General features: G+C 44.6%; 12 protein-coding genes. 10 read left to right on the forward strand and 2 right to left on the reverse strand.

From position 1 onward, the window contains the following. Positions 1–71: 71 nt before the first annotated feature. Complete coding sequence (locus tag ABIN22_RS10005) at positions 72–560, reverse strand: GNAT family N-acetyltransferase (RefSeq protein ID WP_109732966.1); 489 nt, start codon at positions 558–560, stop codon at positions 72–74. 333 nt (positions 561–893) lie between these two features. Here ABIN22_RS10005 and ABIN22_RS10010 point away from each other — a divergent pair, with 333 nt between their 5' ends. The 3 genes from ABIN22_RS10010 to pflA all read left to right on the forward strand — a co-directional run bounded on the left by ABIN22_RS10010 (position 894) and on the right by pflA (position 5,526). Continuing rightward, positions 894–2,291, forward strand: a complete 1,398-nt coding sequence (locus ABIN22_RS10010) for a L,D-transpeptidase family protein (protein ID WP_118618098.1) — start codon at positions 894–896, stop codon at positions 2,289–2,291. A 199-nt stretch (positions 2,292–2,490) separates the two neighbouring features. Beyond that, entirely contained in the window at positions 2,491–4,743 is a 2,253-nt protein-coding gene (gene pflB, locus ABIN22_RS10015) for a formate C-acetyltransferase (protein WP_346908326.1), read from the forward strand. 36 nt (positions 4,744–4,779) lie between these two features. Then, positions 4,780–5,526 carry a pyruvate formate-lyase-activating protein gene (pflA, locus tag ABIN22_RS10020; protein WP_118618102.1) on the forward strand — a complete coding sequence of 249 codons (747 nt, stop codon included), beginning with the start codon at positions 4,780–4,782 and terminating at the stop codon, positions 5,524–5,526. A 95-nt stretch (positions 5,527–5,621) separates the two neighbouring features. Here the strand turns inward: pflA and ABIN22_RS10025 are convergent, their stop codons facing one another. After that, positions 5,622–6,239, reverse strand: a complete 618-nt coding sequence (locus ABIN22_RS10025) for an MBL fold metallo-hydrolase (protein ID WP_346908328.1) — start codon at positions 6,237–6,239, stop codon at positions 5,622–5,624. Between the two features lie 261 nt (positions 6,240–6,500). Between ABIN22_RS10025 and ABIN22_RS10030 the strand changes: the two genes are divergently transcribed. From ABIN22_RS10030 to ABIN22_RS10060, 7 genes are all read left to right on the forward strand, one after another. Then, positions 6,501–7,961, forward strand: coding sequence for an FAD-dependent oxidoreductase (locus ABIN22_RS10030; protein WP_346908330.1), 1,461 nt, complete (start codon positions 6,501–6,503; stop codon positions 7,959–7,961). Then, on the forward strand, positions 7,962–8,867 hold the full coding sequence (locus ABIN22_RS10035; protein WP_109732972.1) for a tocopherol cyclase family protein: 906 nt from the start codon (positions 7,962–7,964) through the stop codon (positions 8,865–8,867). A 391-nt stretch (positions 8,868–9,258) separates the two neighbouring features. Next, complete coding sequence (locus ABIN22_RS10040) at positions 9,259–10,056, forward strand: Rpn family recombination-promoting nuclease/putative transposase (protein ID WP_346908333.1); 798 nt, start codon at positions 9,259–9,261, stop codon at positions 10,054–10,056. Between the two features lie 412 nt (positions 10,057–10,468). After that, complete coding sequence (locus tag ABIN22_RS10045; protein ID WP_109732974.1) at positions 10,469–11,134, forward strand: response regulator transcription factor; 666 nt, start codon at positions 10,469–10,471, stop codon at positions 11,132–11,134. Next, positions 11,131–12,126 (forward strand): sensor histidine kinase, encoded by a 996-nt coding sequence (locus ABIN22_RS10050; RefSeq protein WP_346908335.1) that lies wholly within the window; start codon positions 11,131–11,133, stop codon positions 12,124–12,126. Before ABIN22_RS10045 ends, ABIN22_RS10050 begins: the two co-directional genes overlap by 4 nt. Positions 12,127–12,231: 105 nt before the next feature. Next, complete coding sequence (locus ABIN22_RS10055; RefSeq protein ID WP_109732976.1) at positions 12,232–12,987, forward strand: ABC transporter ATP-binding protein; 756 nt, start codon at positions 12,232–12,234, stop codon at positions 12,985–12,987. Further along, the gene (locus tag ABIN22_RS10060; RefSeq protein WP_346908338.1) at positions 12,984–14,891 is read left to right on the forward strand and encodes an FtsX-like permease family protein; all 1,908 of its coding nucleotides are present in this window, start codon (positions 12,984–12,986) and stop codon (positions 14,889–14,891) included. Before ABIN22_RS10055 ends, ABIN22_RS10060 begins: the two co-directional genes overlap by 4 nt. Positions 14,892–15,158 lie beyond the last annotated feature (267 nt).

Consider the following 15,158-nt stretch of genomic DNA (forward strand, 5'->3'; position numbering starts at 1 on the left):
AAAGGACGACTCTGAAATTTAACAGAGTTGTCCTTTTATCGTAAAAAAGTAATCAGGATTCCAATACAGCCTTATCCAATCTTTTTCTGATAGGCAAGCCGTTCAGTCCCGTCCTCGGAATAAATAATTCCACAGTATGTAAATCCGTTTTTGTCCAGCATGTGCTGCATTACCATGTTATCTCTGTGCGTATCGATCTTCAGGTTCCCGCATTGTTTAAGTGCCCAGTTCAGACAGAACGTGGCGGCACCCCTGACTGTACCGTTCGAGGTGATCCTGTGGACGACACCGTAGGGACTGTCATCCAGCCATTGTCCTTCATAAATTTTGGCATAAGTGTCATCTTTTCCCAGTTTATAGTAGAAGGTGGCAACAACTTTCCCCTGTTCTTCACATACATAACTATTGCCTTCCTCAATATCTCTGGCGAGCAGAGGCTTCGGCGGATAGGAATTGCCCCATTGTGAGGGATTTCCGTGACTCGTCATGAAAGAACGTGCGCCTTCATACATTTTCATAAGAATATCAAGGTCTGCCAGCTGCGATTTTCTAATTTCCATAATAAAAATTAACCTCTCGTAATAATACTGACATGCAATCAGAACCTGTCCAGCATCTTCTGGCATGTAATATTATTGTAAAACGGATTCAAAAATTAAGCAATTAGAAAAAATACTGAAATATGCAACCTTTTGCCTTGAAAATCCGTCTATTTAATGTAAAGATAGTAGTATACCCGAAGGGCATACCGTAACACATGCCCTGCGGGCAGATCTGCAGCGCAGACTGCAGAATAAGGTTCACCCTAAAGGGCATACCGTAACTCATGCCCTGCGGGCGGGTCTGCAGCGCAGGCTGCAGAATAAGGTATACACATGAGGAGGGCACAGCAGATGGGCAGCAGAAAAAAATTATTACTTGTATTGGGAATTTTGGCAGCGGTTATTGTTTGTATTTATTTAGGTTTTTCTTTCTATTTCATGAGTCATTTCTATTCCGGCACTCATATCAATGGGGCCGATTTTTCCATGAAAACCGCAGAAGATGCGGATAAATACCTGCAAAAACAGATAGCGGGCTATACACTTACCATCATCCCGAAGGAGGGGGAGAAGGAAGAAGTGGCCGGTGCAGACATTTCGATGAAATATGTTAAGAATAAAAAATTAAAGCAGGCATTAGAGGAACAGAATGCATTTCTGTGGCCATCCATGTTTTTCGGGGACAGCAGTATCAAGGCTGACTTGGGCTTTACCCTTGATGAGAAGAAGCTGGAAGAAAAGATTGAGGGGCTTAGCTGCTGGCAGAATGAAGGAAAGACTGATCCCCAGAGCGCGAAACCGGAATTCAACGGGGAGAAGTTTGTAGTAAAAGAAGAAGTACTCGGTACAAAGGTGGATCAGGAAAAGATGAAAAAAGCAATCACGGATGCGGTATTTGGCCTGTACGAAGAAATCAGTCTGGAAAAAGAAGACTGCTACCAGAAGCCAAAATATACTTCTGATTCAAAAGAAGTGGCAGCGGCCTGCGACACTCTCAACCAGTACTGTAAGGCAAGCATCACTTACGACATGGCGCCGGCAAAAGAAGTCGTGGACGGCAAGCTGATTGCCCAATGGCTGACATGGGATGACAATATGAATGTAACCTTCCATGAAGACAAGGTGGGCGAGTATATGAATAATTTTGCCGCAAAGTATGAAACGCTGTATGCTTCCAGACCCTTGACAACACCTTGGGGAAAAGCGACGGAAGTCAGTGGAGGGACCTATGGATGGGCGATTGACGAAGCTTCGGAGACACAGGCATTGCTTGCAAGTATCAAGGCCGGTGAAACGGTAACAAAGGAACCTGTCTATGAGCAGAGGGCGGCAACCCACGAGGCGCAGGACTGGGGAAAAACGTTTATCGAGGTGGATCTGAGCGCGCAGTACATGTGGTATATCGTGGATGGAAATGTGGCATTTGAGAGTGCGGTCGTGACAGGTAAACCGTATGATCATTCTACGCCGTCGGGAGTGTATGACATTTTATTGATGTCTTTGAATACGACACTGGTAGGAAATATTGTGCCCGAAACCGGGGAACCGGAATACCGCACGCCTGTGGATTATTGGATGCAGGTGACATGGGGCGGTGTTGGTTTCCATGATGCGACATGGCAGCCGGCATTCGGCGGTGACCTGTACTGGAGCATCGGATCGCATGGGTGCATCAATATGCCCCTGGATGCGGCGGGGACATTATACAGCATGATATCCACCGGGACCCCGGTCGTCATGCACTATTAGGATTGGTACATTTACATCTTCTACGGTCACTGAAAGTAGTGGGTGAGAACAGGATTTGACACTAGATATTGTATAAAATTGCGTACAATGCATCAAATGATAACGATTATCACTTAAACTCTTGTCTTTTATTTAACGTGATGTTATACTAGGCGAGGAAAAAAGATAAACCTTATTTACTAAAGGAGGATTTTCGAATATGACACATTTTGAGCAGTGGGACGGATTTCAGGGGAGACTCTGGAAAGACGACATTAATGTACGCGATTTTATCCAGCACAACTACACACCTTATGACGGGGACGAAAGTTTCCTAGCAGGACCTACAGAGGCAACGAATAAACTCTGGGGAAAACTTCAGGAATTACAGAAGGAAGAACGTGCAAAAGGCGGCGTTCTGGATATGGAGACAGAGGTTGTTTCAGGGCTGACAGCTTATGGGCCGGGATATATTGATGAAGAGATGAAGGATCTGGAAACAGTTGTGGGACTCCAGACAGACAAGCCTCTTAAGAGAGCTTTTATGCCGTACGGCGGTATTAATATGGCAGAGAAGGCCTGCACCACATACGGATACCAGCCGAGTGAAAAGCTGCATGAGATTTTCACAAAATACCACAAGACACACAATCAGGGTGTATTCGATATTTATACACCGGAAATGAAGAGAGCACGTCACAATAAGATCATTACAGGGCTTCCAGACACTTACGGAAGAGGGCGTATCGTCGGTGATTACCGCCGTGTGGCTCTTTATGGAATCGATCTTCTGCTTGAGAAGAAGATGGACGATTTCAATGAGACAGAGAGACATGGTATGAAGGGGACGGACTTCCGTCTCAGGGAAGAGGTTGCCGATCAGTTAAAGGCCCTGAAAGAGATGAAAGACATGGCGGCTGTTTACGGATACGATATTTCAAAGCCGGCCAAAGATGCAAGAGAAGCAGTTCAGTGGCTGTATTTTGGATATCTTGCAGCGATAAAGACACAGAACGGGGCTGCAATGAGCGTCGGAAGAATCTCAACATTCCTGGATGTCTACATCCAGAGAGATATGGAGAAGGGAATCCTGACAGAAGAAGAGGCACAGGAACTGATCGACCATATGGTTATGAAGTTCAGAATGGTGAAGTTCGCCAGAATTCCTTCTTATAATGAACTGTTTTCCGGGGACCCGGTATGGGCTACGCTGGAAGTGGCAGGTCTCGGGCAGGACGGACGCTCTATGGTTACAAAGAATGACTACCGCTTCCTGCACACACTGGAAAACATGGGACCGTCACCGGAGCCAAACCTGACAGTACTGTATTCTTCACGCCTGCCAGAGGCATTTAAGAAATATTCCGCACACATTTCTATTACGACAAGTTCCATCCAGTATGAGAACGATGATGTGATGCGCCCAGTATGGGGAGATGATTACTCTATCTGCTGCTGCGTATCCGCAACACAGACAGGCAAGGAAATCCAGTTCTTCGGGGCACGTGCAAACCTTGCAAAATGCCTGCTGTACGCAATCAACGGCGGCGTGGACGTGAAGACAAGAGAGCAGGTAGCGCCTGCATACAAACCAGTGACCTCAGAGTATCTGGATTACGATGAGGTCATGGATAAATATGACAAGATGATGGACTGGCTGTCCAAGCTGTATGTCGATACACTGAATATGATCCACTACATGCATGATAAATACTACTATGAAGCGGCAGAGATGGCACTGATCGACACAGACGTAAGACGTACATTTGCAACAGGTATCGCTGGATTTTCACATGTGGTTGACTCTTTAAGCGCGATCAAATATGCCAGGGTGAAAGTAATCCGCGATGAGACCGGAATGGCTGTAGACTACGAGACAGAGGGAGACTTCCCGAGATACGGAAATGATGATGACCGGGCAGACGACATCGCGATCTGGCTTCTAAAGACATTCATGGGTAAATTGAAAAAATGCCACACCTACAGAAATTCAGAGCCGACCACATCAATCCTTACCATTACATCAAACGTCGTATATGGCAAGGCAACAGGATCTCTTCCGGATGGAAGAAAAGCAGGAGAGCCGCTGGCACCGGGAGCCAACCCGTCCTATGGTGCAGAGCAGAACGGTCTGCTTGCATCTCTGAATTCAGTTGCAAAGCTTCCATATGAAGAGGCGCTGGACGGTATTTCCAATACACAGACGATCAATCCGGGAGCACTCGGACACGATGACCAGGAGAGAATCGACAATCTGACACACGTGCTGGACGGATATTTTGAGCAGGGTGCACACCATCTGAACGTAAATGTCTTTGGAAAAGAAAAGCTGATCGACGCAATGGAGCATCCGGAGAAGGAAGAATATGCAAACTTCACCATTCGTGTATCCGGATATGCAGTGAAGTTTATCGACCTGACACGTGAGCAGCAGATGGATGTAATCTCCAGAACATGCCACGCAGAGATGTAGTTTTATAAGTACTAATATTTAGTCAGAGGTGAAAAAATGACAGAGCAGACAGAGAAAAAAGGGTATATTCATTCCCTTGAAAGTTTTGGCTCTGTAGATGGACCGGGTGTCCGGTATGTGATCTTTATGAGCGGGTGCGCAATGCGCTGCCAGTTCTGCCACAATCCGGACACGTGGAATATGCAGGCAGGTACGCCGTACACGGCGGACGAACTGCTGAAGCAGGCAAAGAAATACCGCTCTTACTGGGGAAGTAAGGGCGGTATTACAGTAAGCGGGGGAGAACCCCTCCTCCAGATTGAATTCCTGACAGAACTATTCCGGAAGGCAAAGGAAGAAGGAATTCACACGACACTGGACACAAGCGGCAATCCATTTACAAGAGAAGAACCATTTTTCAGCAAAATGCAGGAACTGATGAAATATACAGACCTGATTATGCTGGATATCAAGCATATCGATGAAGAACAGCACCAGATTCTGACCGGATGTACCAACCGGAATATACTGGATCTGGCGGAATATCTATCAGAGACTAAAAAACCGGTCTGGATCAGACACGTCCTTGTACCCGGAAGAAGCGATCAGGACGAATATCTGGAAAGGCTGGATACATTTGTCCAGACACTGGGAAACGTGGAAAAGGTAGAAGTACTGCCTTATCACACACTGGGCACCTTCAAGTGGAAAGAACTTGGACTTTCATATCCACTGGAAGGAGTAGAACCGCCTTCAAAAGAGCGGATCGAGAATGCAGAAAGAATACTGCATGTATCTTCATAGGGGTCAGACCCTTTTGCGATCCGTATTCAGAATATTCTGGATATAGACGTAAAAACAGGCGGACTTTCGCCGCCTGTCGAGAAATTGTTTCTTAATCATGAACAAAAATTTGAATAATTTGTCTGTACCAGATGTCCACCCTCGCAGTCATAAATATATTTGATCTGTGCCCGGGTTAATTTCTGGGCAGAGGTGAGGATATTTCTGTCTGAAGAAGCAGTCCTGTCAGTGTTGGAAAACAGCACGGCATGGCTGCTTTTTTGGACTAGCAGACTCTGTCTGTGTTCTTTTGCAGCTAAATGCCGGGTGTCATTTCCAAATATGAGAAAATGCTGCCCGATGCTGTATATGTCATCCGTAAAATGTGTGCGGCACAAGATACTGTCCTTCAGTTCCGCCTGACAGTATCCGTTTAGTTTCTTATTAATATCCAGAACATATTTTTCTGAGGGGACTCGGGGGAGATAAAAGTCTGCACAGGGGCAGACTGCAAGAAAATATTGAAGCTCTCTGGACACGTCTGTACAGCCTGCAGAGAGAATGATTGTGTCAACATTTTTAAGATGTGGCCTGATTAATTGAATGTTGCTGCGCAAGGCATCTGCATTGGAAGAGATAAAAAGCAGCTTTCTTTTGCAGGTGTCTATATACCATGTTGGGTTGTCAGGTAAGTGGCCTGATGACAGTGATCCGGTAAATGTTGAAATCTTCATATTCAAATCCTCTCAGAATGTGGACCTGTGTTTGGCAGGTACTGCTGTTGACTGACTGCATAGAAAACGAATGTACGAAAAAAACAATAAATCTACCCTAATAATTTAGCACATTAATACAATAAAGACAATGGTATTGTGAAAAAAATTACAATTTTATCCAGAAAATAAAAAAACGTTCAGGAACATGTTTTGTAAGTCTGGGAACTGCCATGTATATAATTTCCAGTCCGGTCAATCCTATTGATGAGGTGAACGTAAATGGTGAAAAAATCAATATGGAGTATATCGGCATCTGCCGGAAAAAGAGATCCGTTGTCGGGAAATATCAGTACAGATACTGTCATCATTGGAGGCGGAATGGCGGGAGTCCTGACGGCTCATTTTCTGGAGCAGGCGGGTGTGGAATGTGTGATACTGGAAGAGAACAGAATCGGCAGCGGGCAGACGAAAAATACGACCGCAAAAGTAACTGCACAGCACGGTCTGATCTATGACCGGCTGCTCCAGAGCGTGGGGAAGGAGAAAGCCGGGCAGTATGCAGCCGCAAATCAGGAGGCAATACACCGGTATCGGATTCTTGTAGAGAAGTACCAGATGGACTGTCAGTGGGAGGACTGCCCGGCTTATCTGTATACTTCTGTCGATTCAAAAAGGCTGCGACAGGAATATGAGGCGGCAAAAAGACTCGGGATTCCGGGGGAACTGGCGGAAAAGACCGAGCTTCCGTTTCCGGTAAAACTAGCCCTGAAATTCGAAAATCAGGGAAGATTCCACCCATTGAAATTCTTGTACAGCATTGCGGGGGATCTGAAGATCTATGAAAATACAAAAGTAAAGCATGTGGAGGGACACACTGTAACGTCGGATCTGGGGCAGGTAACAGCTAAGAACATCGTGTTTGCATGTCACTATCCATTTCAGAATGTTCCGGGATATTACTTTATGAGGATGCATCAGGAGAGAAGTTATGTTGTTTCCGTAAAACAGACATGCAGTCTTAACGGTATGTATTATGGAATCGATGAAGATGCATTGTCATTCAGAAGCGCGGGCGAAGAAATCTTGATCGGCGGGGGCGGACACCGTACAGGAAAGAAGACGGCGGGGAACTCTTATGACTATCTGGCGCATATGGCGGAAAAATACTGGCCCGGATGTAAAGAAACTGCCAGATGGTCGGCACAGGACTGTATGACTTTAGACAACATTCCCTATATCGGGCTATTCAGCCGCTCCTGTCCGGACTGGTATGTAGCCACTGGTTTTGGAAAATGGGGTATGACAAGCTCTATGGTATCTGCAATGATACTGACAGACCTGATTCTGAAAAGAGAGTGCCCTTATGCGGATGTATTTTTCCCCCAGAGGTATAACATTCAGGCATCGGCAGCAAATTTTATCAAAGACAGCGGGCACGCGGCAGCCGGACTTCTGAAACGCGCAGCGGGCATACCGAAAGAAAAACTGGAGGAAATACGGCCTGGCGAGGGTGCTGTGATAGAACATGACGGCCAGAAATACGGGGTATATAAATCCGAAACAGGAAAAAAGTATGCGGTATCTGTCAAATGTCCCCACCTTGGCTGCCAGCTGGAATGGAATGCACAGGAAAAAAGCTGGGACTGCCCATGCCACGGTTCACGGTTTGACTATCAGGGGAGAAAGCTTGATGAGCCCGCGCAGGAAGATACCGAATGTTATATATGGGAGGAGGACTAGATGAAAGAACAATACTTTCACGGGATCGGCAGGCGCTATCCCTATTTTGAAGGCTGGTATTTAAAACATCAGAACATGGGGAAGACGATTGCATTTATTCCAGCACTGCACGCAGATAAAAAAGGAGGCTGGTCAGCCTCCATACAGGTCGTGCTGGATGACGGTGCATGGTACTTCACTTACCCGGTTGAAAGCTGCAGGATCAGCAGAAAAAAGTTTTGTGTAAAAATAGGAGAAAATGTATTTTCGGAAAAGGGAATCCGGATTAAAATACACGATTCCCGGGTTTCGGTTGAAGGGCAGATTATGTATTCGAAATTCAGGAAGATCAAGGGCGACATTATGGGATTTTTTCGATGGATTCCCTGTCTGCAGTGCCATCACGGCGTGATCAGTATGGCCCATGACCTGGCCGGGAGTCTGAAGATTAATGGCGAGCGGGTCGTGTTTACAGGAGGGCGCGGATACATTGAGACGGACTGGGGATCTTCCTTCCCAAAGACATATCTCTGGACACAGTGCGGATTTGGAATGCAGGAAAAAAACAGTATCATGGTTTCCGTGGCAGATGTCCCAGTGTTCGGAGTCAGCCTTTTGGGCTGTATCTGCGCGATTCATTACAAGGGACGAGAGTACAGGCTAGGAACCTACTATGGTGCACGGGTGACTGATTATGGACCCGACACTGTCACACTCACACAGGGGAAGATGAAAGTGAGAATCACAAAACTAAGCGAACATGCACTGGGACTTCATGCACCGCAGATGGGGAGTATGAAGAGGATGATAAAAGAAAGTCCTGCCTGCCTTGTGCGCTACCAGTTCTGGAGGGGGAAGAAACTGGTCTTTGATGTTACCTCGGACCGGGCGTCGTTTGAGTCAGAAACAGAGGAAGTAATGGACTAGAATAAGTTTAGAGCGTGTCAATGAATCATTGTACACGCTCTATTCCGGTCGATGTCCAAAGTATTGTGGAAAGTATTTTGTGAAAATTCCAATATTGCTTTAACTGATATATTATGGTAGAATAGCACCACATCAAAAATCAAGACAGATTCATTTCGAATATTATAACTGTCTTTTCAACAGCCATATGCTGTTTGTATCTGAATTCAGGCATTTTCAGCCAGATTACAGTTTGATGAAAAACAAGAAGATTTTTATTAGGGAGCAGAACCCGGTCAATGACAATTTTCGTTAATTGTGCTAAAATAAAAAAAGAAACGGAAATATCTGATGAGGCTCAATAATCTTCCCGAATAAAAATGAATTAACACAAAAGGGAAGGAGAAGGTGAGTGAAAGATTTTAATGAAGTGCGAGAAAGGGTACAGCGGTTAAATATAATTGATGATACTCTTTTTCAAAAAATGTCAGAAGATATTGGTTTCTGCGAAGAAATGTTTTCGACAATTTTGGAAGAGAATATTAAGGTTGTTCAAGTAGTACCACAGAATTCTATTAAGAATCTGCAGGGACGTTCGGTAATTGTTGACGCTTTGTGTGAAAAACAGGATGGCACATTTATAAATGTTGAGGTACAAAAGAGTGATAATGATAATCATCAGAAACGGGTTAGATATAATGCATCATGTATTACGGCAAATGTTATGGATCCGGGAACAAAGTTTGAAAAGATTCCCGATCTAATCGTAATTTACATATCCCAGTTTGATATGTTTAAAGGAAATAAAATTATATATCATGTGGATAGAACGGTTCGGGAAATGAATACCAGAGTATACAATGGCATGGAAGAAATTTATGTAAATACAAAGGTAGAGGATGGAAGTGATCTTGCTGAATTAATGAGAATCTATACGAATGCAGAGGCATACAATTACGAACAATTTCCGAACACATCCATAAGAAAAGCACAACTCAAAAAAAGCAGGGAAGGGGTGGAGATGATGTGTGATATAGTAGAAGAATACGCAAAGGAATATGCAGAAAAACAGAGTCGGATTGCGGTCAGACAGGCAGAAGAGAAATTGTCTAAAAGGCTCTTGGAAGAAGGCATGCCGATTGAAAAAATTGTATCTATGATGGAAATGCTTTCAGAGGAGGATGTGAAGAGAATTAGCGGTGAAATGTAAAAGGGACATTTTTTTATAATGTAATAGAGGCAGAAGCGAATGCCGGTGATTGTTTCACCGGTATTTTTGTGCATTTTGCCGCTGGGGATGAATGGGACAGAACTGTAACGTGCGCACTCTTTCTTTTATTACAGTTTTGCAAGGTATCTTTTTTTCCGTAATTCATGTGGTATACTATTTACACTTAGCGAGGTTTTATCGAGCTTAGTGAAAATGCATACCTGAATACTTGGTGAGGTGCTTTCGAATCTAGTGTTCATGGTATACTATTTACAATTAGAAAGGTTTTGCCGGGCTTAGTGTAAAGGTATACCTGAACACTTGGTGGGGGAATTTGGGGCGTGTTTGAGGATTCATTGTACAAGAACTTCAAAGAGCCTTAGAGTGTATTTGAGTTTAGGGAGAGATGACGATGAAGATTCTGATTGTAGAAGATGATATGACGCTGGCCAATGAGCTGGCTCTGTTATGCAGGCGGTGGGGATTTGAGGCCGTCTGCGCCAAAGGGTTTCGTGAAATTACGCAGGAATATATTCAGTGCCAGCCGGATTTTATACTGATGGATATTAATCTGCCATATTATGACGGGTTTTACTGGTGTGAGCAGATCCGCAAGATTTCTAATGTGCCCGTGTTGTTTTTATCCAGCCGGGACCAGAATGCGGATAAGGTGATGGCAATGGCGTCCGGCGGGGATGATTATGTGGAAAAACCATTTGACCCCGAACTGCTTCTGTTGAAGATCCGGGCAATGCTGCGCAGGGCTTACGAGTATACGGCAAATGACAGGGACTATTTAAATGACAGCATGTATTATGAGAACGGTATGTTTTTCTGTGACGGAAAATCGGTGGAACTGACCAGATCCGAGAGTAAGATTATGTCCACCCTGCTGTCGAAACGGGGGAGCATCGTCAGCAGGGAGAAACTGATGCAGCAGCTTTGGAACACGGATGAATTTGTCACGGACGCATCGCTTACGGTGCTGGTTTCCCGGTTACGCACGAAACTGAATGAGATTACCGGAGGACAGGATGTGGTCGTTACGAAAAAGGGAATGGGGTATTATATCGAATGAAAAATTATTTCCGCGAACGGGAAAAACAGATTTTGACAGGTGTACTGATCCTCGGTTTTATTAATCTGTATTTTTTAGTCCTCTGTGCAAGCAGACTTTATGTTCAGGATCTGTTCTATCTCGATGCAGTTCTTATTGCGGCTGCCGCAGCGGCAGTTTGTCTGGATTACAGAAGGTGGAAAAAGATTCCGCACATTTTCAGGGACGATATCAGGCGGCACAGGAGTGAGCTTGAGCGGCTCCTGGGAAAACAAATGACAGATCTGCTTTTTACGATGGAAGGTGACCACGAGGAAGAAATCCGCTCCCTCCGTGAAGATATGGATATGCTGACGGACTATATAACAAAATGGACGCATGAGGTCAAACTTCCGCTGTCAGCCCTTGGACTGATGAATGAGAGGAATCAGGACCGGGAGCTGAATACGGAGATGCAGGACTGCATTGAAAGAATCCAGCAGCTTTTAAACATAATGATGATGAGCAATAAGCTCAAAAACATGGAAAATGACGTCAAGTTCGAGCGTGTTTCTCTGGATGAGTGTGTGAGCGAAGCACTACGGAACCAGTCCTATTTCCTGATTCAGAATCATTTTCAGATCGGGAAGAACTGCGGGGATACTGCAGTGTATACAGACAGGAGGTGGCTTGTCTATATCCTGGACCAGCTGGTCGGGAATGCTGTGAAATACAGGCAGGAGGCACCGGAACTTCATTTCAGTGTAATGCGGGAGTCGGCAGACGGTGTGGTGCTGAATGTCCGGGACAATGGAATCGGGATTAAAAACGGAGAGATTCCTTACATTTTTGAGCGTGGGTATATCGGGAGCAATCTGCGTGCAGGAGATTACCGCTCTACCGGAATGGGGCTCTATTTTGTGCGGGAAACGGCAGGACATCTGGGCATTCAGATAAAGGTATATTCAGAACATGGAGCGGGAACAACATTTGAACTGCATTTTCAAAATAACGATTCGTATCTTATTTTGTAAGGAACCTTGCAGAACTGTTAGAAAAGGGGAGGCACTGTTATACGGATGAAAGGATTTAAGGCCGCCTTTTTGTTACACTTTTGGTAAACAAAGGAGGCTATAGAAATGAAAAAGATAGTTGAAATCAGAAATCTTGTGAAAAGTTTTGGGAAAAAAGAATATGAGACACGTGTTCTCAAGGGGATTAATCTAGATATCCAAGAGGGGGATTTTATCGCCATCATGGGGCCCAGCGGGGCAGGAAAGTCTACTTTGCTGAATATGCTCTCAACGTTGGATAAACCAACCAGAGGGCAGATTTTTCTGGACGGCGAGGATGTGACAAAGGCTGACAACAAGCGTCTGTCAGTTATCCGCAGGGATAAGATCGGGTTCATCTTTCAGGAGTATAATCTGCTGGACAATATGAGCCTTGAGGATAACATTGCACTGCCGCTCTCTTTAAATGGCGTGAAGAGTAAAGAAGTCCGAGAACGTGTGAAGAACATGGCGAAGCTTTTTGGGCTGGAGGAACACCTTGCAAAGCATCCGTACCAGCTTTCCGGAGGCCAGAAGCAGAGAGGGGCCAGTGCAAGGGCGCTCATTACGGAACCTGAGATTATATTTGCAGATGAGCCCACCGGGGCGCTGGATTCAAAGTCCAGCAGGGATCTGCTGATGAGCTTAAAGGCTGCAAATGATTCCGGGAGGGCAACAATCCTGATGGTGACCCATGATGCATATACGGCAAGCTATGCAAAACAGGTCTATATGCTTGCTGACGGGCAGATACAGTGCAGGGTTTATAATAAAGGCAGCCGGAAAGAGTTTTACGAGGAGATTCTGGACCTGCTTGCTTCAATGGGAGGTGACAGGGAATGAGTCTGATACAGCTGGCATTTTCTAATTTCAAGAGAAGCTTACGTGAATATGCGGCGCTGATCATATCGCTGTCATTCTCTATTTTTATCTTTTTTAATTTTCAGAATATTGTGTACTCGGATTCGATGGATGTCCTGAACAGTATGAAGAAAGAGTATATTGATGTGGTCGTAAATGCGGCCTCTGTAGTATTTGGTGTATTTCTGTTTTTCTTCATCTGGTATGCGACAAATGTATTTTTGAAACAGAGGAAAAAAGAAATCGGAATCTATACGTTTATGGGGCTGGATAATATAAGGATTGGAAAGATGTATGCGCTAGAGGCATTTTTTATCGGTTTGTTCTCGCTGGTTATCGGCCTGGCCACGGGGGCGGGATTTTCGAAGCTGTTTCAAATGCTGCTGTTGAAACTTTCTGAGATCAGTGTGGATATCCGTTTTTCTTTTACTTTAAAACCAGTTCTGGTCACTGCAGCTGTATTTTTTATCATATATGGGCTCATGATTCTGAAAGGCTATGTTTCGATTACAAGGAGCAGTGTACTGAGTATGCTTTCCGGAGCAAAACAGGAGGAAATGAAACCGGAAAAAACATGGTTAACTCTCATAAAGGTAATCACAGGCATCCTAATACTGGCGGCAGGCTATATATGTGCAGTAAGGACTGGGGAAATAGATACTCTGACATACGCTTTTGCAGCTGTCGTGCTGGTGATTGCCGGAACATACCTTCTGTTTGGCGGGGCAATCCCGTTCTTTATCAGAAAACTGACCGGAAGGAAGGATTTTTTATATCAGAAACAAAGAACGCTGTGGATCAATAATCTGTCCTATAGAATCCAGCGGAATTACCGCACTTACGCTATGGTGACGATTCTGATGATCTGTTCAGTTTCTGTACTTGGTACGTCCATTGCTATGAAGCAGCGCTATGATAAAATGACGCATTTCAGAGATACGTTTACGATTCAGGTAGTCGCACAGGAAGAAATGGATAAAGATGAAATAGAAAAAGGGATTGAACAGGAAAACAAGGTGGAATACAGTGCCGAAGTATCTTACCTGATGCTGGATCCAAGTTATTTCCATACAGAGTATACAAACTCTAATTATGGGATTATCCCATATTCCCAGGTCAAAAATGCAGCCGGGCAGGCACATCTTAAGTTCGGGTATTCCGAATTAAAGCAGGATGAAGTGATTGAACTGTCGCATGTTATACTAATGAGTTTTGTAGGGTATAACGGTCCAAAGGAGGTTCAGATCGGGGATGATAAGTTCCGTATTCTGGCGGAAGACGATACACCGTATCTCGGGGAAATGCAGGGGGCGATGAGCATTTATGTGGTGAATGACGAGGTTTATAAAAAGCTGGAACCATTGGGAATTGTAGCCCATATGTATAATTATAAGCTTGAAGACCCTGCAAATCTGGATGCATCCAGACCTTACCTAAAGTCACTCGCAGAACAGGGGGAGGACGGTCTTTGGAATGTTGGTGTAAATTTTAACAGTCCGGAAGGGAAGGACGAAGCATGGATCCGTGTCATGTATTCCCTGTGCGTCTTTATGTTCGTGACACTGATCCTCGCGGGCGGCAGTATTATCTTTATTAAACTGAACAATGATGCCTGTGAGGACAGAGAGCGCTACGGTGTGCTTATGAAACTGGGAATCGACAGGGAAACATTAGGAAAATCTATCAGGCAGGAAATCCGTTTTACTTATTACTGCCCGTTCCTGTTGATGACGGTAACCTCATGGTTTGCCATAAAGGCACTGGGAAACGTCATGAAGGAAGATTTGTTCAAGGTAAATATCTACAGTGCAGTTTCTATACTGGCGGTATTTACGGGGATTTATCTGGTTTCGGTGAGGGTGTTCAGAAGAAAGGTGTTGGATTAAGTTAAAGGTGTTATATGCTCTAAGTGACTTCTTAATCATGGTCTTTTCATGGTTAGTGAAGCACTTAGGGCATATTTTATTTTTATCAGGGATTGAAAAGAATCATGTGCAGCATTACAGATTCGTTTCCGATATTTTTATACGGATGAATAGTAACGGCTTCAATATAGAAAAAAGTCTTGACTTGGAGTTAACTTCAAGGCGTATGCTACTATCAGGCAGAAATGCCGGAACAAGGTTAACTTAGATTTTATACGATTGTATAAA

Source organism: Faecalicatena orotica (assembly GCF_905197545.1).
Lineage (GTDB): Bacteria > Bacillota > Clostridia > Lachnospirales > Lachnospiraceae > Faecalicatena_A > Faecalicatena_A orotica.